Source organism: Tsukamurella paurometabola (assembly GCF_900631615.1).
GTDB lineage: Bacteria > Actinomycetota > Actinomycetes > Mycobacteriales > Mycobacteriaceae > Tsukamurella > Tsukamurella paurometabola_A.
In genome coordinates this window covers 2,784,364-2,804,442 of sequence record NZ_LR131273.1, presented here as the reverse complement: position 1 = coordinate 2,804,442, position 20,079 = coordinate 2,784,364, and the positions used below count along the sequence as shown (strand labels likewise).

Annotated in this window: 19 protein-coding genes and 1 tRNA gene; 9 read left to right on the top strand and 11 right to left on the bottom strand. The window is 70.8% G+C overall.

The window, feature by feature from the left end:
* Positions 1-115 precede the first annotated feature (115 nt).
* From smpB to prfB, 6 genes are all read right to left on the bottom strand, one after another.
* Positions 116-595, bottom strand: coding sequence for an SsrA-binding protein SmpB (gene smpB, locus ELY19_RS14000; protein WP_126196753.1), 480 nt, complete (start codon positions 593-595; stop codon positions 116-118).
* A 106-nt stretch (positions 596-701) separates the two neighbouring features.
* Positions 702-1,607 (bottom strand): permease-like cell division protein FtsX, encoded by a 906-nt coding sequence (gene ftsX / locus ELY19_RS13995; protein ID WP_126196752.1) that lies wholly within the window; start codon positions 1,605-1,607, stop codon positions 702-704.
* 51 nt (positions 1,608-1,658) lie between these two features.
* The gene (gene ftsE / locus ELY19_RS13990) at positions 1,659-2,348 is read right to left on the bottom strand and encodes a cell division ATP-binding protein FtsE (RefSeq protein ID WP_126196751.1); all 690 of its coding nucleotides are present in this window, start codon (positions 2,346-2,348) and stop codon (positions 1,659-1,661) included.
* A 27-nt stretch (positions 2,349-2,375) separates the two neighbouring features.
* A complete protein-coding gene (locus ELY19_RS13985; protein WP_126196750.1) occupies positions 2,376-2,963 on the bottom strand; it encodes an Rv3103c transmembrane domain-containing protein in 588 nt (195 codons plus the stop codon).
* A complete protein-coding gene (locus ELY19_RS13980) occupies positions 2,960-3,871 on the bottom strand; it encodes a mechanosensitive ion channel family protein (protein WP_126196749.1) in 912 nt (303 codons plus the stop codon). The genes ELY19_RS13985 and ELY19_RS13980 overlap by 4 nt, the downstream gene beginning before the upstream one ends.
* Positions 3,861-4,976, bottom strand: coding sequence for a peptide chain release factor 2 (gene prfB / locus ELY19_RS13975; protein WP_126196748.1), 1,116 nt, complete (start codon positions 4,974-4,976; stop codon positions 3,861-3,863). The genes ELY19_RS13980 and prfB overlap by 11 nt, the downstream gene beginning before the upstream one ends.
* A 61-nt stretch (positions 4,977-5,037) precedes the next feature.
* Between prfB and ELY19_RS13970 the strand changes: the two genes are divergently transcribed.
* Positions 5,038-5,805, top strand: coding sequence for a sulfite exporter TauE/SafE family protein (locus ELY19_RS13970; protein ID WP_126196747.1), 768 nt, complete (start codon positions 5,038-5,040; stop codon positions 5,803-5,805).
* A gap of 14 nt (positions 5,806-5,819) precedes the next feature.
* On the opposite strand, the gene ELY19_RS13965 is transcribed toward ELY19_RS13970, so the two are convergent.
* Entirely contained in the window at positions 5,820-6,182 is a 363-nt protein-coding gene (locus ELY19_RS13965; protein ID WP_126196746.1) for a hypothetical protein, read from the bottom strand.
* A gap of 62 nt (positions 6,183-6,244) precedes the next feature.
* Here ELY19_RS13965 and hisN point away from each other — a divergent pair, with 62 nt between their 5' ends.
* The 8 genes from hisN (at position 6,245) to ELY19_RS13925 (ending at position 17,727) form a co-directional block, all read left to right on the top strand.
* The gene (hisN, locus tag ELY19_RS13960) at positions 6,245-7,045 is read left to right on the top strand and encodes a histidinol-phosphatase (protein WP_126196745.1); all 801 of its coding nucleotides are present in this window, start codon (positions 6,245-6,247) and stop codon (positions 7,043-7,045) included.
* Positions 7,046-7,178: 133 nt separating this feature from the next.
* Positions 7,179-8,555 carry an acyl-CoA dehydrogenase family protein gene (locus tag ELY19_RS13955; protein WP_126196744.1) on the top strand — a complete coding sequence of 459 codons (1,377 nt, stop codon included), beginning with the start codon at positions 7,179-7,181 and terminating at the stop codon, positions 8,553-8,555.
* 30 nt (positions 8,556-8,585) lie between these two features.
* Positions 8,586-9,827: an acyl-CoA dehydrogenase family protein gene (locus ELY19_RS13950; protein ID WP_126196743.1), complete on the top strand. Its 1,242-nt coding sequence runs from the start codon at positions 8,586-8,588 to the stop codon at positions 9,825-9,827.
* Between the two features lie 158 nt (positions 9,828-9,985).
* Positions 9,986-11,149, top strand: coding sequence for a sensor histidine kinase (locus ELY19_RS13945; RefSeq protein WP_126196742.1), 1,164 nt, complete (start codon positions 9,986-9,988; stop codon positions 11,147-11,149).
* 46 nt (positions 11,150-11,195) lie between these two features.
* On the top strand, positions 11,196-11,852 hold the full coding sequence (locus ELY19_RS13940; RefSeq protein ID WP_126196741.1) for a response regulator: 657 nt from the start codon (positions 11,196-11,198) through the stop codon (positions 11,850-11,852).
* 140 nt (positions 11,853-11,992) lie between these two features.
* Entirely contained in the window at positions 11,993-15,469 is a 3,477-nt protein-coding gene (locus ELY19_RS13935) for a tRNA-guanine transglycosylase (protein WP_126196740.1), read from the top strand.
* 564 nt (positions 15,470-16,033) lie between these two features.
* A complete protein-coding gene (locus tag ELY19_RS13930) occupies positions 16,034-16,357 on the top strand; it encodes a transglycosylase family protein (protein WP_126196739.1) in 324 nt (107 codons plus the stop codon).
* A 131-nt stretch (positions 16,358-16,488) separates the two neighbouring features.
* Positions 16,489-17,727, top strand: coding sequence for an MFS transporter (locus tag ELY19_RS13925; RefSeq protein WP_126196738.1), 1,239 nt, complete (start codon positions 16,489-16,491; stop codon positions 17,725-17,727).
* Here ELY19_RS13925 and ELY19_RS13920 read toward each other — a convergent pair.
* The 4 genes from ELY19_RS13920 to ELY19_RS13905 form a co-directional block, all read right to left on the bottom strand.
* Positions 17,690-18,166, bottom strand: coding sequence for a GNAT family N-acetyltransferase (locus ELY19_RS13920; protein ID WP_126196737.1), 477 nt, complete (start codon positions 18,164-18,166; stop codon positions 17,690-17,692). The two genes, ELY19_RS13925 and ELY19_RS13920, sit on opposite strands and share 38 nt — an antisense overlap.
* A gap of 83 nt (positions 18,167-18,249) precedes the next feature.
* The gene (locus ELY19_RS13915; RefSeq protein WP_126196736.1) at positions 18,250-19,203 is read right to left on the bottom strand and encodes a sulfite exporter TauE/SafE family protein; all 954 of its coding nucleotides are present in this window, start codon (positions 19,201-19,203) and stop codon (positions 18,250-18,252) included.
* Positions 19,204-19,354: 151 nt separating this feature from the next.
* Complete coding sequence (locus ELY19_RS13910) at positions 19,355-19,921, bottom strand: sugar O-acetyltransferase (RefSeq protein ID WP_126196735.1); 567 nt, start codon at positions 19,919-19,921, stop codon at positions 19,355-19,357.
* Between the two features lie 77 nt (positions 19,922-19,998).
* A tRNA-Met gene (locus ELY19_RS13905) sits at positions 19,999-20,072 on the bottom strand.
* Positions 20,073-20,079: the final 7 nt, after the last annotated feature.

Genomic DNA, 20,079 nt, shown 5'->3' with positions numbered 1-20,079 from the left:
TCATGGATCCGCTCCTCACTTGAGTCCCACGAGTCACATCAGTAACTCGTATCTCAAGTGAACGCCCGAGAACGTCGGAACTCAACGCGCCACGCCGGGCACCGTCGGAAACAGATCAGCCGCGCATGCCCTTGACGCGCCGCCCCAGCTCCCGGACCAGTTCGCGCTCGGCGGTCCGGCGGGCGATGTCCTGCCGCTTGTCGTAGTCCTGCTTGCCCTTCGCGAGGGCCAGCTCGACCTTCACGCGGCCGTCGTTGAAGTACATCGACAGCGGGACCAGCGTCTGGTTGCCCTCGCGGATCTTGCCGGTCAGTGAATCGATCTCGCGGCGGTGCATGAGCAGCTTCCGGGTGCGGCGCGGCGTGTGGTTGGTCCACGTACCGTTCCCGTACTCCGGGATGTGCAGCCCGCGCAGCCAGATCTCGCCGTCGTCGATCGTCGCGTAGGCGTCGACCAGCGACGCCTTGCCCTCGCGCAGCGCCTTCACCTCCGTGCCCACCAGCACCACGCCGGCCTCGAAGGTGTCGAGGATGGCGTAGTTGTGGCGCGCCTTGCGGTTGCTCGCGATCACCGAGCGCCCCTTCTCCTTCGCCATCGTCCTTCCCTTCCTGTACGCCGCGACCGAGTGCCGGTCGCGGCTGGACAACCACTCCATCGTACGGGGATACGACGGTGCGCGGAAAGCGACTTATCGCGCGGGGCTACTCCCGCACGTAGAAGCGGAGCGTGACGTAGGCGGTGACGGCGGCGAACCCTGCACCCACGAGGATCAGCCAGGGAGAGACGAGCAGGACGTCGGTGTTGGTGATCCGGGCCAGGATGTTCACGCCGTACATCTCACGCAGCGCCCGGTCGAAGAACAGCGCCTTGCCCGCGAACAGGCCGCCGATCGCGAGGACCGCGCCGATGACGGCGCCGATCACCGCCTCCAACAGGAACGGCAGCTGGGTGTACCACCGCGACGCGCCCACCAGGCGCATGATCGACACCTCCGTGCGCCGCGTGTACGCGGCCACCTGCACCATGTTCGCGATGAGCAGCACCGCCGCGACGGCCTGGATCAGCGCGACGAAGAAGGCGGCGTTGCGGGCGCCGTTGAGGACGGAGAAGACGCGCTCCACCAACTCGCGCTGGTCCTGCACCCCGGCCACGCCGGGCTGGTCCTTCACCGCGTCGATCACCGCCGCGAACTTGTTCTCGTCGCCGACGCGCACCTTGAAGGAGGCGGGCAGGACGCCGGGGCGCACCAGCTCCGCCAGCTCGGGCTGACCGGCGAAGGTCTTGGTCTTGGCGGTCTCGAGTGCCTTGTCCTGCGAGATGTAGTCCAGCGAGTCCACACCCGGCTGCGCCTTGATCTTCGACTCGATCGCCTGGCACACGGCCTTCTGGCAGTCCGGATCGTCGGCGGCGACCTTGTCGTCGACGAACACCTGGATCTCGACGCGCTGCAGGAAGATGTCCTGGCTCTTGTCGGCCATCCGCACCACGAGCAGACCACCGCCGAACAGGCCGAGAGAGATCGCGGTGGTGAGGATCATGGCGATCGTCATGCTCACGTTCCGGCGCAGGCCGGTGAGGACCTCGCTGGTGATGAAACTGGCTCGCACTGGGAATTCAGTCCTTCGGTTCGTCGTCGTCGGCGGGTGCGGCGGGCGCCGTCAGCGGCCCAGCCCGTACACGCCGGTGGCGTCGTCGCGCACCTTCTCGCCCATGCGGAACTCGATGACGCGGCGGCGCATCGAGTCCACGATGTGGCGGTCGTGCGTGGCCATGACCACGGTGGTCCCGGCCCTGTTGATCCGGTCGAGCACGTCCACGATCTCGGCGGAGGTGTCGGGGTCGAGGTTGCCGGTCGGCTCGTCGGCGAGCAGCAGCAGGGGCCGGTTGGCGATGGCGCGGGCGATGGCGACACGCTGCTTCTCACCGCCCGACAGCTCGCTGGGCATGCGGTTCGCCTTGCCGCCGAGCCCCACGTAGTCCAGGACCTGCGGCACCGTCCGGTCGATGACATTGCGCGGCTTGCCGATCACCTCGAGGGCGAAGGCGACGTTCTCGGCCACGTTCTTCTGCTGCAGCAGGCGGAAGTCCTGGAACACGCACCCGAGGGACTGCCGCAGCTGCGGCACGCGCCGGCCCGAGAGCTTGTTGACGTGGAAGTCGCCCACGTAGACGTCGCCGCTGGTGGGCTTGTCCTCCTTGAGCAGGAGCCGGAAGAACGTCGACTTCCCGGAACCCGACGGCCCGATCAGGAAGGCGAACTCGCCCTTGCCGATCTCGAGCGACAGGTCGTGGAGCGCCGGCCTGGCCGACGCCTTGTACATCATCGTGACGTTCTGGAGCGTGATCACGAGCGCCCAGTCTACTGACGCCGCGGACTACCCCGGCGGACCCGTCGTCGTCGGTGCGCCGCCGGAGGCGGGCGGCTCGGTCGTCGCGCCGGGAAGCCCCGGCAGCGTCACGCCGGGGAACACGATGCCGCTGGACGACACGATGCCCGAGGTCGGCCCGCCCGTCGACGCGGGCCCTTGCCCACCGGTGCGGCCCGGCACCGTCGACGACGGTGGGCCGGACTCCCCCGCCTCGTCGCTCGACGGGGCGGCGCTCGACGGGACCCGGCTCGGCGTGGTGGAGACAGGCGTCTCGTACGTGGGCTCGGCGGTCGCGGGTGCGGTGCTGGTGGCGGCGGGCGGCGGTCCGGTGCGCCGCTGCTCCTTCGGCACGAACTGCGCGTACAGCTCGAGGTACCACCACATGAGGCCGAGGAACACCAGCATCAGGACGACGGTGCTGGTGCGCGCGCGGGTGTGCGGGATCGTCTTCGGGATCCGCGCCCAGACGGTCGAGAGAAGGTGCGGTCGCTCGGCCGGGGCGGTGTCCTGCTCGGGCGGCGCGGTCCGGGTGCCCTTGTCGGTCGTCACCTCGGCGTCACCGTCGCCCTGCGGGCCCTTCGGGGTGTCCGTCACTGCGGCTTCACCTCCTCCTCGTCCTCGACGGTGTCGGTGACGGGTGCGACGTCGATGCCCGCGGTCGCGAGGCTGCGCACGATCCGCTCACGCAGATTGCGCCCGACCTCGAACTGCTTGCCGGGCAGCGTGCGGGCGACCATCCGCAGGTTCACCTGGTCCAGGTCGATCGACTCGATGCCCATGAGTGTGGGCTCGTCGAGAAGCAGCGTCGACATCGTCGGATCGTGGTAGGCCCGCTCGCCGACGCGGTGCAGCAGCGCGTTCACCTTGCCCATGTCGACGGTCTTCGGCAACGGGATGTCGACCACGGCGCGCGCCCAGTCCTTGGACAGGTTCGTGGCCTTGACGATCTGCCCGTTCGGCACGGTGATGACCTCGCCGTCGGTGTTGCGCAGCTTGGTCACCCGCAGGGTCACGTCGGAGACGGTGCCCTCGGCCGTCGAACCGCCGGTGAGCGAGAGGTTCACCACATCACCGAAGCCGTACTGCCGCTCCGTGATGAGGAAGAACCCGGCGAGCAGGTCCTGCACCACCCGCTGGGCGCCGAAGCCGAGCGCCGCGCCGATGACGGTGGCCGGCGCGACCAGGGCGTTGATCGGCACACCGAGAGCCTGGACGACCTGGTACGCGGCGAACAGGTAGATCGCCGCGATCGCGACCCAGCTGATCACCTGGATCAGGGCGTGCTGGTGTTTGGCGGACTCCGACCGGACCAGCGAATCGCTGTTCTTGAACTGGGCGTCGATCCGCATGGTGACGCGGGCCGAGGACCAGTTGACGAACCGATTGGCGAGGACCGCCGCGAGCGTCCACAGCGCGATCGGCAGCACCCGCTCGTACATGAGGTACCGCCACCCCGTGAGGTCGGGGAGGATCGAGTGCGCGAGCATCGTGCTAGTCGTCATCGCCACGCATCCGCCAGCGGATGCCGGCCTCGATGAAGCCGTCCAGGTCACCGTCGAGGACCGCCGAGGGGTTGTTCACCTCGTACTCGGTGCGCAGATCCTTGACCATCTGATACGGGTGCAGCACGTACGAGCGCATCTGGTTGCCCCACGAGGCGCCCTCGTTGGTCTTGAGGGCGTCCATCTGCGCGCGCTCCTCCTGACGCTTGCGCTCGAGGAGCTTGGCCTGGAGCACCTTCATGGCCGCGACCTTGTTCTGCAGCTGGCTCTTCTCGTTCTGGCAGGTGACGACGATGCCCGTGGGGATGTGGGTCAGTCGCACCGCGGAGTCGGTGGTGTTGACCGACTGGCCGCCCGGTCCCGAGGAGCGGTACACGTCCACGCGCACCTCGTTCTCGTCGACGTCGATGTGGTCGGTCGTCTCCACCACGGGCAGCACCTCGACCTCGGCGAACGAGGTCTGGCGGCGGCCCTGGTTGTCGAACGGGCTTATCCGCACGAGGCGGTGCGTGCCCATCTCCACCGAGAGGGTGCCGTAGGCGTAGTCGGTCTTGACCGCGAAGGTGGCGGACTTCAGGCCCGCCTCCTCGGCGTAGCTGGTGTCGTAGACCTCCACGCCGTAGCCGTGCTTCTCGGCCCATCGGACGTACATGCGCATGAGCATCTCGGCCCAGTCCGCGGCGTCGACACCGCCGGCGCCCGCGCGGATGTTGACCAACGCGTCGCGCTGGTCGTACTCGCCCGAGAGCATGGTCTTGACCTCCATGGCCTCGATCTCGGTGCGGAGCCGGGCGCGGTCACCGTCGGCGTCCTCGAGCGCCGCCGTCCGGTCGTCGCCCTCCTCGGCCTCGGCGAGCTCGTAGAGCACGGGCAGGTCGTCGAGCCGCTGGCGCAGATCGGTGACCCGGCGGAGCTCCGCCTGGGCGTGCGAGAGCTCGCTGGTGACCTGCTGGGCGTTGGCCTGGTCGTTCCACAGCTCGGGGTCGGACGCCTTGTGTTCCAGCTCGTCGACGCGCCGGCGCAGCTCGTCGAGGTCGATCACCTTCTCCACCGTCTGCAGGGTGGTGTCGAGGCTCTCGATGTCTGCGGCTACGTCAGGATGCACAGTCACTCAGGATACTGGCCCGGCCCGCCGGCCGAGGCCGGCGGCGCACTATGGTCGCCTCATGGCGGGATGGGAGCTGCTGATCGTCCTCGCGGCCGGCGTCGGGGCGGGATTCATCAACTCCCTCGTCGGCAGTGGCACCCTGATCACCTTTCCCACCCTGGTCGCCTTCGGCGTCCCGCCGGTGACGGCGACGATCAGCAACGCCATCGGCCTGGTCGCGGGCGGAGTCTCCGGCACGTGGGGCTACCGCCGCGAGTTGTCCGGCCAGCTCGACCGGCTGCGCTGGCAGATGCCCGCGTCGGTGGCGGGCGCGATCGTGGGCGCCTTCCTGCTGCTGCACCTGCCCGAGACGGTCTTCGAGACGATCGTCCCCGTCCTGCTGGTCCTGGCGCTCGCCCTGGTGGTCCTGCAGCCCCGCATCCAGCGCTGGACCGCACCGTCCGACGAGGCCGCACCGCCTTCGGTGGGCCGCCTCGCCGCGCTCGTCGCGGCCACCTTCGCGATCGGGATCTACGGCGGCTACTTCACCGCGGCGCAGGGCATCCTGTTGGTCGCCGCGATGGGCGTGCTGGTGCACGACGATCTGCAGCGCCTCAACGCGGCGAAGAACCTGCTCTCACTCCTGGTGAACGTGGTCGCGGCGGTGTTCTACCTGGTGGTCGCGTTCGATCGCATCGCCTGGCCGGTGGCTGGTGTGATCGCGGTGGGATCCCTGATCGGAGGCGCGCTCGGCGCCCGCTTCGGCCGCGGCCTCTCGCCCACCGCGCTGCGCACGATCATCGTGATCGTCGGCACCATCGGGTTGTGGCGACTGCTCACCACGTGACCCGCGCGCACCGATCAGAGCGCGGGCGGCTGCAGCGATCCGAGCTGCCAGGAGCTGTCGACCTTGCCCACCTTGTAGTACACGGGCAGGCGGTCTCCGACCTCCGGCCAGCGTTCGGCGAAGTCGATGACGAGCCGGCGGTAGACCTGCGTCGGCGGGGTGCTCGGCCCCTCGACGGTGCCGGAGACGGTGACGAAGGCCTGGCCCTTCTGGTCGGGTTCGACGGGCCGCGGACTCACCCCGCTCAGCGTGAGCATCCCGTCCTCCATACCGGGGCCCGCGGGCGCCGTCCCCAGCGTCCCCCGCTTGGAGCGCTGCCACATGACGACCACCGCGCCCAGCATCGCGGCCAGCAGGAGCACCCACATCCATTCCATATGTCCAGATTACCGGCGGGGACCGGCCCGCGCCCGGGACCGGCCTCCGTTACCGTTCTCGCATGTCGAGCGCACCGTCGAACTCCCCGCATCCCGATCTCGCCCTGGCCCTCTCCCTCGCGGACGCCGCGGACGAGCTGACCATGGCGCGGTACGGCGCCCTCGACCTCAAGGTCGACGCCAAGCCGGACCTCACGCCCGTCTCGGACGCCGACCTCGCCACCGAGACACTGATCCGGGAGCGGCTCGCGGCCGAGCGCCCCGGCGACGCGGTCCTCGGCGAGGAGTTCGGCGGGGAGGCGGTCCTCGCGGGCCGGCAGTGGGTGGTCGACCCGATCGACGGCACGAAGAACTACGTGCGCGCGGTCCCCGTCTGGTCCACCCTCATCGCCCTGCTCGAGGACGGCGTGCCGGTGGTCGGCGTGGTCTCGGCGCCGGCCCTGCGGCGCCGGTGGTTCGCCTCCGCCGGGGCGGGTGCCTTCGCGCAGTTCGACGGTGCCGAGCCCCGCCGGATCTCGGTCTCCGGGGTCCGCGACATCGCCGATGCGAGCATCTCGTTCTCGGACCTGTCCTACTTCGCGGACCGCGCGGACCGCGACCGCTTCCTCGCCCTCGCCGAGGACGCCTGGCGGCTCCGCGGCTACGGCGACTTCTGGAGCTACTGCCTGGTCGCGGAGGGCGCCGTGGACATCGCCGTGGAGCCCGAGGTCTCGCTGTGGGACCTGGCCGCGGTCGAGATCGTGGTGCGGGAGGCCGGTGGCCTCTTCACCGGCACCGACGGGACCCCGGGGCCGCACGCGGGGTCCGCGGTCGCCGCGAACCCGCAGCTGCACCCGCAGGTGCTGGCACGTCTCACCCCCTGACACGGCGACACGGTTTTCGTCCCATCTCTTGGCACCCAACTTACCGAGGAGTAAGGTCTCATCTGACTGATGAGTAAGTTGGCGGCGAGGACGCCGGGAACAGCCCCTCGACCTGCGCCGCCACGACGACGAGATGGTGGAGATGAGCACGTCAACCGATCCCCGGGACACCAGCGCCATCGGGAAGAACCCGATCCGGCGGAACCCCACGGGCCAGCTGATCCGCGCGCTGATGGCCGTGGTGCAGACGCCCTTCGTTCAGAACCGCGGCCTGCAGGGCCTGGTGAACCGCGTCGCCTACGAGGGCACGCGCACCGGCTTCAAGGCGCTCGGCGCCGCGAACCGCACCTTCAAGGTGGTGGCGGGCACCGGCAAGCCGAAGCGGCTGAACGCGAGCACCAAGTCGAACTACGACCTCACCCCCGACGACGAGCAGCAGATGATCGTCGACACGGTGAAGGACTTCGCCGCGGAGATCGTCCGCCCGGCCGCGGCCGAGGCCGACGCGGCCACCGAGGCCCCCGCCTCGCTGCTCGAGCGCGCGACCGAGCTCGGCATCACCATGATCAACGTGCCCGAGGAGCTCGACGGCGCGGGCAGTGACCGCGGCGCCGTGACCAACGCCCTCGTCGCGGCGGCCCTCGCCCACGGCGACATGGGCCTCGCGCTGCCGATCCTCGCGCCGAGCGGCGTCGCGGTGACGCTCTCGCAGTTCGGCTCCGACGGCCAGCAGCAGACCTACCTCAAGGAGTTCGCGGGCGAGTCCGTACCGCAGTCCTCCGTGGTGATCGCCGAGCCCGGCGCGCTCTTCAACCCGTTCGCACTCGCCACGAAGGCCACCCGCACCGCCGGCGGCTACGTGCTCAGCGGCGTGAAGTCGATGGTGCCGCAGGCCGGTTCGGCCGAGCTCTTCGTGGTCGGCGCCGACCTCGACGGCAAGCCCGCGCTCTTCATCGTCGAGTCCGGCACGGACGGCGTGATCGTCGAGGGCGACCCGAGCATGGGCCTGCGGGCCGCAGCGCTGGGCCGCCTGAACCTCAACAACGTCAAGGTCCCCGCCACCGCCCTGCTCGGCGAGGTGGACCTCGACACCGCGACGCAGAACTACACCGACGTGGTCCGGCTGGCCCGCCTCGGCTGGTCGGCGCTGGCGCTCGGCACCTCGCGCGCCGTGCTCGACTACGTGACCCCGTACGTCAAGGAGCGCGAGGCCTTCGGCGAGCCGATCGCCCATCGCCAGGCGGTGGCCTTCGCGGTGGCCGACATGGCGACCGAGATCGACGGCCTGGAGCTGCTCGTGTGGCGCGGCGCCTCGCGCGCCGAGCAGGGCCTGTCCTTCGGCCGCGAGGCCGCGCTGGCACGGAAGTTCGCCACCGACAAGGGCATGCGGATCGGCCTGGACGGCGTGCAGCTGCTCGGCGGCCACGGCTTCACCAAGGAGCACCCGGTGGAGCGCTGGTACCGCGATCTGCGCGCCGTGGGCATCGCCGAGGGCGTCGTCGTCCTCTAGACCGACCTTCAGAGAGAAGAAAGAACCACCATGGCAATCAATCTGGAACTTCCCAAGAAGCTGAAGGCGTCGGCCGAGATGTCGCACCAGGGTGCGGCCGAGATCTTCCGCCCCATCTCGCGCAAGTACGACCTCGCCGAGCACGAGTACCCCAAGGAGCTCGACACCATCGCGGCCCTGTACGACGGGCTGGCCGACGCGGGCCAGGCGCCGTCGGCCGCCTCGGGCGACCGCAAGAAGGGCGAGGGCGAGGACAAGCCGAAGCCCAAGCCGGCCGACGTCACCGCGGGGAGCCGCAACGGCGGCACCATGGAGTCGATCATCAACGCGATCGAGATGTGCTGGGGCGACGCGGGCCTCATGCTCGCCTTCCCCTACCAGGGTCTCGGCAACGCGGCCATCGCCGCGGTCGCGACCGACGAGCAGCTCGAGCGCTTCGGCAAGGTGTGGGCCTCGATGGCGATCACCGAGCCCTCCTTCGGCTCGGACTCGGCCGCCGTCACCGCCACCGCCACCCGCGACGGCGACGAGTGGGTCATCAACGGCACCAAGATCTTCGTGACCTCGGGCTCGCGCGCCGACCACATCGTGGTGTGGGCGACCGTGGACAAGAGCGCCGGCCGCGCCGCCATCAAGTCGTTCGTGGTGCCCCGCGAGCATCCGGGCGTCACCGTGGCCCGGCTGGAGCACAAGCTCGGCATCCGCGCCTCGGACACCGCGGAGATCCGCTTCGAGGACTGCCGGATCCCCTTCGAGAACATCCTCGGCAGCCCCGAGGTGAACGTCGAGAAGGGCTTCGCCGGGGTCATGCAGACCTTCGACAACACCCGGCCGCTGGTCGCCGCCATGGCGATCGGTGTGGCCCGGGCGTCGCTGGAGGAGCTGCGAACGGTGCTCGAGGACGCGGGCATCGTCATCGACTACGACGCGCCGGTGAACACCCTGCCGCACGCCGCGGCCGAGTTCATCCGCCTCGAGTCCGACTGGGAGGCCGCCTACCAGCTGACGCTCAAGTCGGGCTGGATGGCCGACAACAAGCTCCCCAACTCGATGAACGCCTCGATGGCCAAGGCGAAGGCGGGCCGTGTGGGCTCCGACGTGACCCTCAAGGCCGTGGAGCTGGCCGGCTCCGTGGGCTATTCGGAGCGCACGCTCCTGGAGAAGTGGGCCCGCGACTCGAAGATCCTCGACATCTTCGAGGGCACCCAGCAGATCCAGCAGCTCATCATCGCGCGCCGTCACCTGGACCTCACGAGCTCGCAGCTCAAGTAGGACGGCGAAGGCCTCGACGGGGCGTCGCCGCGGATCGGTCCGCGGCGGCGCCCCGTTCGCCTTCCCGGCGGGCGTCCGACGAAAGTCGTAGTCCTCCGCGCCGGGCACGCGACCTTCGGCCCCTGCCCCGCGGCGGCGGCGCCCAGTACCGTGATCGCATGGATTCGAGCGCGGCCGGCCCGCGGTGGCAGCGGTGGTGGACCGCGCCCCGCCTGCGGGACTGCGCGTGCGTGCTGCTCTCCGCGCTCCTCGCGGCGACCGCCGCGGCCGTGGAATGGCAGGGTGGCGCGACGACGTACGGCACCCTCGCGCTCGCGGTCGGCCTCGCCGGCTCCCTGCTGCTGTGGTGGCGGCGGCGATGGCCGATCGAGATCACGGCGATCGGCGGGATCCTCACGGCTGCCATCGGATTCCCCGGCGTCGCGCTGCTCGGTCTGTTCACGCTCGCGGTGCGGCGGCGCGATCGCGTGCTGGTGATCGCGACCGCCTTCGTCGCCGCGTGCCTCGCCGTGCCGCACCCCTGGTCGAGTGTCCCGTGGCAGCTCGGCGACACCCTCACCAGCGTCGCCCTCGCGGCCGCGTTCGCACTGTGGGGCTCGTACGTCGGCGCGCGGCGCGACCTCATCGAGTCGCTCCGGGAGCGCGCGGTGCGCGCCGAGGCCGAGCGTGAGCTCCGGGCCGCCCAGGCCCGCACCGCCGAACGCTCCCGCATCGCCCGCGAGATGCACGACGTGCTCGCGCACCGCGTCTCGCTCATCGCCCTGCAGGCCGGCGCCCTCGAGGTGAACGCCGGCGCGGCGTCCGACACCGTCGAGCGGGCCGCGTCCGAGATCCGGTCCACGGCGCACGAGACCCTCGAAGACCTGCGCGGTGTGCTCGGGGTGCTGCGCGGGACCGACGCCGAACCGCTCGCGCCCCAACCGGACCTGTCCGACCTGGCCCGCCTGGCGGCCGACTCCCGGATCGGGGGCGCCACCGTCGACCTGGTGGTCGACGACGCCGCTGCGGCGCCCCACGCGGTGCCGGAGGCACTGGGCCGCACCGCCTACCGCATCGTGCAGGAGAGCCTGACGAACGTACGCAAGCACGCCGGCCCGGCGAAGGTGCGCATCGACGTGCGGTTGCGCGAGCACCGCCTGACGATCGAAGTGGTCAACGACCGCCCGCACGCGCCCACGCCCCCTCTCCCCGGCTCCGGCTCGGGGCTGATAGGCCTCGCGGAGCGAGTGCACCTCGCGGGCGGCGAGATCACCTCCGGCAGTACGCGTGCGGGAGGCTGGCGAGTGTTCGCCGAGCTCCCCGTCCCCCTCGAGCGGGTCTGATCCCACCGGGGCCGTGGCAGGATGGTCACGACCCTCAGGAGGCACCGTGACCCGCATCGTCATCGTCGACGACGACCCGCTGGTGCGGTCCGGCCTGCGCATGATCATCGAGTCCGCCGACGACCTGACGATCGTCGGCGAGGGCGGCGACGGCGCGGACGCCGTGCCCCTGGTCCGGGAACTCCGGCCCGACGTGGTGCTCATGGACATCCGCATGCCCTCGGTCGACGGACTCGCCGCCACCGCGCTGGTGCGAGCGGAGCCGGAGCCGCCGCAGGTCGTCGTGCTCACCACGTTCGACCTGGACGACTACGTGCTGCGTGCGCTGCGGGCCGGCGCCGCGGGGTTCATGCTCAAGGACACCCCGCCGCGCCGGCTGCTCGACGGCATCCGCGTCGTGGCGTCGGGTGAGGCCATGCTGTCGCCGAGCGTGACCCGTAAGCTCATCGAGCGCGTCGCGGCCGACCCGCGGGAGGAGCGCCGCCGCACGGCACTCGCCCGCGTCGCCGTGCTCACCGAGCGCGAGCACGAGGTCTTCCTCGGCATCGCCGCGGGCGGCTCGAACGCGCAGATCGGGCGCGACCTGTTCATGAGCGAGGCGACCGTGAAGACCCACGTCTCCCGCCTGCTGGACAAGCTCGACGCGGCCAACCGCGTCCAGCTCGCGATCCTCGCGCACGACGCGGGCCTCACCCACCGCTGAGCCCGACGGCGCCGCGGGTACGACTTTCGTAGGGGGTCGCCCGCGCCGCGGTCCGACCATCGTCTACGAAGCGGGTATCGGTCGTCCACAAGGGCTTTCGAGGCCTACCGGAGGGCGCTGCCGACCGCCAGACTGGCCCTATGGCATCCCTCCTCTACAAGCTCGGACGGTTCTGCTACCGGAAGTGGTGGCTCGTCCTCGTGCTCTGGATCGTCGCCTTCCTGGCGATCGGGGCGGCGGGGTCGTCGTTGTCGAAGCCCTTCAAGGACGACTTCAACCTCCCGGGCAGCCGGGCCGTCGAAGCGCAGAACGTGCTGCAGGAGAAGTTCCCCGAGACCGCGACGACGCAGGCTCCCACCGCCACGGTGGTACTGCAGTCCACGAACGGGCAGCGGCTGGACCAGGGCCGCAACGCCGAGGCCGTGAACGCCGTGGTCGCCGGGCTGCGCGACGTGCCGCAGCTCACCGCCGCCGAGAAGGCGGCGATCGCGAACCCCGTCGTCGGGGCGGCCGCGGCCGAGAACCTGAGCGGCGACGGCCGGACCGCGCAGATCCAGTTGTCGTTCGGCGACGTCAAGGAGGTCTCGGAGGAGTCCATCGAGGCCGTGGCGGCCGCGAAGAAGGCCGGCACGGACGCGGGCCTGAGAGTGGAGAGCGCCGGCTCCGCCAACGCGGCGGAGGCGGAGCCGCCGGCGGAGATGATCGGCATCGTGGTCGCGGTGATCGTCATGATCATCACCTTCGCGGCCCTGCTCGCCGCGCTGATGCCCCTGGGGGCGGCGCTGATCGGCATCGGCCTCTCGACGTCCATCATCGCGATCGGCACGTCGTTCCTCACGCTCGGCACCTCCACCACCGGCCTGTCGATGATGATCGGGCTCGCGGTCGGCATCGACTACTCGCTGTTCGTGATCTCCCGGTACCGCCAGGAACTGCTGACCACGACCGACCGCTCGCACGCCGCGGGCCTCGCGGTCGGCACCGCGGGCAGTGCCGTGGTCTTCGCGGGCGCCACGGTGATCATCGCGCTGTGCGGGCTGTCCATCACCGGCATGTCCTTCCTGTCCCAGATGGGCCTCGGCGCCGCGGTCACCGTCGCGCTGGCGGTCCTCGTCGCGCTGACGGTGCTCCCGGCACTGCTGGGCCTGTTCAAGTCGACCGTCTTCACGCCCCGGCTGCCCCTCCTGTGGACGCCCGAGCAGACCGAGCGCCGCCCCTTGGGGCAGCGCATCGGTGAGCTGCTCACCCGGAAGCCGCTCCCCTTCCTGGTGGGAGCCGTGGCGATCCTCGCGGTGGCGGCGGTCCCGGTCGGGAAGATCGAGCTGGGGCTCGACTTCGCAGCGCCGTCGGACAAGGCCGCCGTGCAGATGCAGAGCGAGGCCTTCGGCGCGGGCAAGTCGTCGCCGCTCGTGGCCGTCGTGGACACGCGGGGGAAGGGCGACCTGAAGGCCGCCGCTCAGCGTTTCGCCGACGAGGCCCGCACCCTGCCGGGCATCGCCCGCGATGGTGTGATCGGCCCCGTCCCCAACGCCGCCGGCGACGCGGCGCAGTTCATCATCGTCCCGGAATCGGGACCGTCGACGAAGCAGACGGCGACGCTGCTCGACGAACTACGGGATCGCGCCGAGACCGTGGGCGATGCCACGTCGACCTACATCGGCATCGGCGGCGCCGCCGCGATCAACGCCGACTTCTCCGAGACCCTGACCTCGAAACTGCCGCTCTATCTCATCGTCGTGGTGGGGCTGGCGATCCTGCTGTTGATGATCGTCTTCCGTTCGGTGATCATCCCCGTCATCGCATCGCTGGGTTTCCTGCTGTCCATCGCCGCGACCTTCGGCGTGACCGTCGGCTTCTTCCAGGACGGCTGGCTGGGCTGGATCGCGCCCGAGGAGCGCGGACCGATCCTGGTGTTCATGCCCATCTTCCTCATCGGCATCGTCTTCGGCCTCGCCATGGACTACCAGGTCTTCCTCGTGAGCCGGATGCGCGAGGAGCACCACCACGGAGAACCGGCCCTGGAGGCCATCCGCATCGGCTACCGGTCCGGGGCCCGCGTGGTGACCGCCGCGGCGATCATCATGATCTCCGTCTTCGCGGGATTCACGCTCTCCTCCATGACCTTCCTGAAATTGATGGGCTTCTCGATGGCGGCGGCCATCGTCTTCGACGCCTTCCTCGTGCGGATGATCATCATGCCGACCGCGATGGCCGTCCTCGGCGAGCGCGCCTGGTGGATCCCGCGCTGGCTCGACAAGGCGCTCCCACGCATCGACGTCGAGGGCGACGGGCTGCGGGCGACGGCGACCGTCGCCGACGCCGATACGTCTCCCGTGGAGCAGGCCCCGGCGCCCCTGCCGCAGCCGATCGCAGCCCCCGTCCGGATCCCCGCCGCACCGGCCGCGGCCGTGCCCGTGCCGCCCCAGACACCCAGGAGCGCAGCGGAGCTCGCTGAGCTCCGGGCCAGCAACCGCGCACTGGTGGCGGAACTCTCCGAGCTGCGGTCCGACTACCGATCGCTGTCCGCTCACGCCAGGCTGCAGGCCGAATCCGTCACGGACCCCGTGCGATTCGAGGCCGGAGCGCGAGCCGGTGCCGCACGGGCCGGGGCGCTGCACACCGGGCACGGCACGATCTCCACTCCGGCCCTCGTGGCGTCCGCGCCGCCGGCGGCGATCCCCGGCGTCGATCCCGCGTCGGCGAGGCGGCTCGGCGCGGGCGGGGTCACCGTGGACGGAGCCCGGCTGAAGCTGCACCCGGGCGCCGAGACGATCGAGGAGGCGGGCGGTCTCGCAGCCTTCGCCGGCTGGGATCTGCCGATCTTCGTGGACGTCTCCGCACCGTCGTCCGATCCGGCGGCGGCCGTCACCGCCGCCTACCGGCTGGGCGGCGACGTCGTGTTCGCCCCGGCGGGCACGACCGGCGCCCGCCGCGCCCTGGCCGAACACAACTGGCTCACCGCCCTGCGCCGGGGCGAGATGTCGCTGTGGGCGACCGTTTCCGCGCGCCTCGCCGAGGATCGTTCCGGTCTGCGCGAGCTGCTCGCCCGCCACGAGGACGATGTGCGGGCGGGCGGCTTGGGCTTCGGCGGGGTCCGCATCGTCGGCGCCGTCGCGGATCCCCGAGCCCGGGACGCTCTCGCGCTGCTCACCGCGTCGTTCGATGAGACGCGACCGCGGTACCTCTCCGCGGTGCGCGGCCCCGAGGAACTGCTCCACGCGATCGACGCCGGCATCGACCTCGTCGAGTCCTCGGCGCCCCAGGACCTCGCCGCCCGCGGAATCGTCCTCACAGCGGGCGGCCCGCTGACCGTCTCGGCCCCGGCCTTCCGCGACGACCCGCGCCCACTCGACGTCGACGACACCGGCCGCGCCGGGGCACCGTCACCGATCCGCGCGTACCTGCACCACCTGTACCGCACCGATGCCCCGTCGGCCGTGCAGGCGGCGACGAGGCACAACCTGCGGTTCCTGGCGGACCTGGCCGCCGGTGCACGGCACGCGATCGAGGAGGGCACCTACCCCGCGTACCGCGATGCGTTCCTGGAGCGCTTCACCGCGGCGGGCGGGGGTGCGGTGCGCCCGGCCGACGAGGCCGCCGGGACGACTGTGCGATAGCAGCGGGGAAACCCTGCCGGACGGCGGCGGCGACGGCAGGACGACCGTCGCCGCCGCCGTCCGTCGTTCGCGGGACGCCGCGCCGCGCCGATCACGTACACCGTTCCGTAACCTCGCGCCGCGTGACCGGGCGCACACTTTTCCTGTGATTGCCATCACTTTTCCCAGGTCATTGCCTATGCGAGCTATTGCTAGCGATCGAGCGCATGACCTGGTCTTACGGACTTCACAGCCGATCGTGACCGAAGCGTTATCAAACCGCGACCGTCTCGCGGCGAGGATGACACCGCGCCGATAGGCCCCTAGTGTTCATCTCGACCCGGTCACGGGAACAAAACTGAATCCACGAACCACCGCGTATGTGTGGGCCCGCCGCCACAACGAGAGCATCTTCCTCGGGCGCCGGACCGCTCCCAGCGTGACGCACCACGTCACCGGAGCCGTTGAGCGATCTTTCTCAGCCCACTGCCGTGCCCGACAGAGAAGGCACGGTCCATGTCTTTCCCCGGCACCTCCGCCCCAATCGGGCTGTGTCCTGGCATGCGCACCGGCGAAAGGAACCCCTTGAAGAACATCCGCAAGACCCTGGGCATGATGGCCGTCTCCGGCGCGATCGTCGCCGCTCCCGTTGCCTTCGGCACCGGTGCTGCGAACGCCGACAGCGTCAACTGGGACGCCATCGCGGCCTGCGAGTCGGGTGGCAACTGGAACACCAACACCGGCAACGGCTACTACGGCGGCCTGCAGTTCAGCCCGTCGACCTGGCGCGCCAACGGCGGCTCGGGCATGCCGCACACCGCCTCGCGTGCCGAGCAGATCCGCGTCGCCGAGAACGTTCTCGCTTCGCAGGGCATCGGCGCCTGGCCGAGCTGCGGTGGCCGCGGCTAAGTCGCACCCACTGCTTTCAGACTGACGCCTGTGGCGGTCGACTCCTGGTGAGTCGGCCGCCACAGGCGTTCTCGCGTTCGCTGGGTGGGACCGGGTCGCTCCGCCGGGTCGCGAACTGCCAGACTCTCGGGGTGAGAGTCCGCGTGTTCGTCCTGTTGACGGGGCTGTACTTCGCCCAGGGTCTCCCGTTCGGCTTCTTCACCCAGACGATCCCCGTCCTGTTGCGCGACGCCGGTCTCTCCCTCACCGCGATCAGCCTCACCTCGCTGCTCTACCTCCCGTGGGGCCTGAAGTTCCTGTGGGCCCCCGCCGTCGACCGGATCGGCACCCGCCGGCAGTGGTTGCTGGCCACGCAGCTCGGCTCCGCCGGGGTGGTCCTCGCCCTCGCCGCCACGGATCTCGCCGGATCATTGCGCTGGCTGTTCATCGCCATCGCTGCGATCAACCTGCTCGCGGCCACCCAGGACGTCGCGACGGACGGCCTCGCGGTGCGCCTCCTCGGTCCGCGCGACCGGGGTGTCGGCAACGGCATCCAGACGGGGGCGTACCGGCTGGGCATGATCGCGGGCGGCGGCGGACTGCTGTGGATCTACGCCGAAGGCGGCTGGCGCGTCCTCCTCCTCACCCTGGGCGGCCTGATCCTGCTGTGCACGGTCCCCGTCGTGCTGATGGCCCGGGACGCACCGCCCGACGGTGCCCCGCGCCCCGTCGAGCCCGTGCGGCGCGGGGGCCTGAGCGCCGCGTGGTGGCACCGGCTGCGCCGGCCGGGCGTGATCCCGCTGATCGGACTGCTCGCCGCGTACAAGTTCGGCAACGCCATGGCATCGTCGATCTCCGGTCCCTTCCTCCACGACGCCGGCCTCACCCTGCAGCAGATCGCGCTCGTCAGCGGCGCACTCAGCTCCGCGGGCGCCCTCGCCGGGTCCGCGGTGGGCGGCTGGATGGCCTTCCGCCACGGGCGGCGCACGGCGCTGATCTTCGGCGGTGCCACCCAGACCCTCGCGGTCGGCCTCTACGTCGCGGCGGCGGTCGGGATCGGCGGCGCCGCGATGGTGGTCGCGGCGACCGTGCTCGAGCACGTCTTCGGTGGCGCGGCGTTGGTCGCACTGTTCACCCTGATGATGGACGCGTGTGAACGCGACGACGCCGGAGCCGACTACACGCTGCTCGCGAGCGCCGTGGTCGCGACGCAGGGCGTCGCCGGATTCACGGGCGCGGCGATCGGCGACCTACTGGGATACCCCGCCGCGTTCACCCTCGGCATGGTGCTCTCCGGCATCGGCTGCGCCGTGCTCGTACGCGGCCTCGACCGGGGCCGCGGGCCGGCCGCGATCACGACGTGGGCGCGGGGTCCGGTTCCCACACCATGAGCTCGTCCGCCGCACGGAAGCCGGTACGGCGGTACAGCGGAACCGATTCCGCACTCGGCGAGAGGACGAGGCGGCGGTAACCCCGGCCGCGGGCGGTGTGCTGCACGGCCTCGATCAGCGCCCGGCCGTGCCCCTCGCCGCGAGCCGCGGGAAGCACGAACAGGTGGCCCAGGTAGCCCCAGGCCGACGGTGCCTCGCCGGGCATCGGCATCCGGCGGTACTCGTGCAGGGTCGCCATGCCCGACACCCCGCCCCCGGAGCGCGAGAATCCGCCACTGAGGAAGACGGTCCGCTCGTCCCGGATCCACCAGTCGCGGACCGCATCGACGAAGTCGTCGTCCGGCTCGGCGGCGGTGGCGCCGGAGGTCCGGGCCCACACGGAACGGAGGGTCGCGACACGAGCGGCGTCGCGTGCCGGGTCGGCGATCCAGACGTCCATGCCGCCAGCCTATGGCCGCGGACCACGCAGCGCGGTGGATAGTGCCCGCTGAGCGGGCACTATCCACCGCGCCGTGTCCGGGATCAGGCGGGGACGCTCTCCTTCGGCTCGCCGGCGGAGGTCGCGTTGCGCGCCGCCAGATCGGCGATGGAATCGGCGGATTCGAGCGCCGCGTCGCGCCGGTACTGCACGAAGGAGTAGGCGAATGCGGCGATCCAGCCGGCGACGATGAGGATGTACACCGCGCGCTGAACACCGGGGTCGAGGGCGAGCGCGCTCTTGCCCATGAGGGTCTTGGCGTTGGTCAGGATGATCAGGCCGCCGACGGAGGCGCCGAGCAGTCGCGGCGGGAAGTGCCGCACCAACCACGCCGCGATCGGCGCGGCGATGACGCCGCCGAGCAGGATCGCGCCGGCGTAGGCGAAGTTGACCCCCTCGCCTCCGAGGTTCGCGAGAAAGCCGAGCGAGGCGGCCAGCGCGATGAGGAACTCGCTGGTGTCGATGGTGCCGACCACCTTGCGGGGCTCCATCCGGCCCGAGGCCAGGAGCGCCGGCGTGCCGACGGGGCCCCAGCCACCGCCGCCCGTGGCGTCGACGAAGCCGCCGAACAGGCCCAGCGGGGCGAGGAAGCGCGACTTGAGCGGCTTGCCGAGGTTCTTGGTGTCGATGCCGCGGAAGGTGAAGCGCAGCAGCACGTAGAGGCCCAGCAGGAGCAGGATGGTGGACATCAGCGGCTTGGCGACCTCGGTCGAGAGGTTCGACAGCACCGTCGCGCCGACGAAGGCGCCGATGGCACCGGGGATGCCGATGCGGCGCACCACCTTCCAGTCGACGTTGCCGAAGCGCCAGTGCGAGGCGCCGGACACTGCGCTGGTGCCGATCTCGGCGAGGTGGATCGTGGCGCTGATCGCGGCCGGCGAGAGCGTGGTGAGCGCGACCAGGAAGGTCGTCGCGGTCACGCCGAAGGCCATCCCGAGGCTCCCGTCGACGAGCTGCCCGAGCAGTCCGACGAACGCGACGATGACGAGGGTGGGCATGCTGGTCTCCTGCGGCTGAGGCGGACGAGGGGACTCGTCCGGGTATGGCAGGACACTCTGCCGATCACGTCACGGGTTCGGAACCGTCCCGATCAGCGTGATCCGAACCCGGCAACGACACCTCGGGCGAGGGGCGCCGAGATCCGGGTGACTACTCGGCCGGGAGCGATCGCACGACGCGGCACGGGTTGCCGACGGCGGCGACGTGATCCGGGACGTCGCGGGTCACCACGCTGCCGGCGCCGACGACGGTGTTCCGGCCGATCGTCACGCCCGGACACACGATGACGCCACCGCCGAACCAGACGTTGTCGCCGATCGTGATCGGCTCCGCGGTCTCCCACCGCGCCCTCCGTGCCGCATGATCGTCGACGGGGTGCAGCGCGGTGAGCAGCTGCACGCGCGGCCCGATCGAGCAGTCGTCGCCGATGGTGATGGGCGCGCAGTCCATGAGGATCGCGTCGTAGTTGAGGAAGCTGTTGGCGCCGATGGTGATGTGCGCGCCGTAGTCGCACTGGAACCGCGGCATGATCCAGGAGCCCTCGCCGAGGCCGCCCAGGAGCTCCTGGAGGATCTCAGACCGCTCTGCGTCGTCGTCCGCGGCGGTGGCGTTGAACCGGTCGAGCAGGCGGCCGCAGGCCTTCCGCATCGTCACGAGTTCGGGATCGCTGTCGCGATAGCGCTCGCCGGCGAGCATCCGCTGCAGTTCGGTGGCCACGCCCCGACGGTACCGACGGCCGTGGTACCCCGGGAATGCGAAAGGCCCCCGGATTTCTCCGGGGGCCTTCGACCTAGTAGCGGGGACAGGATTTGAACCTGCGACCTCTGGGTTATGAGCCCAGCGAGCTACCGAGCTGCTCCACCCCGCGTCGGGTG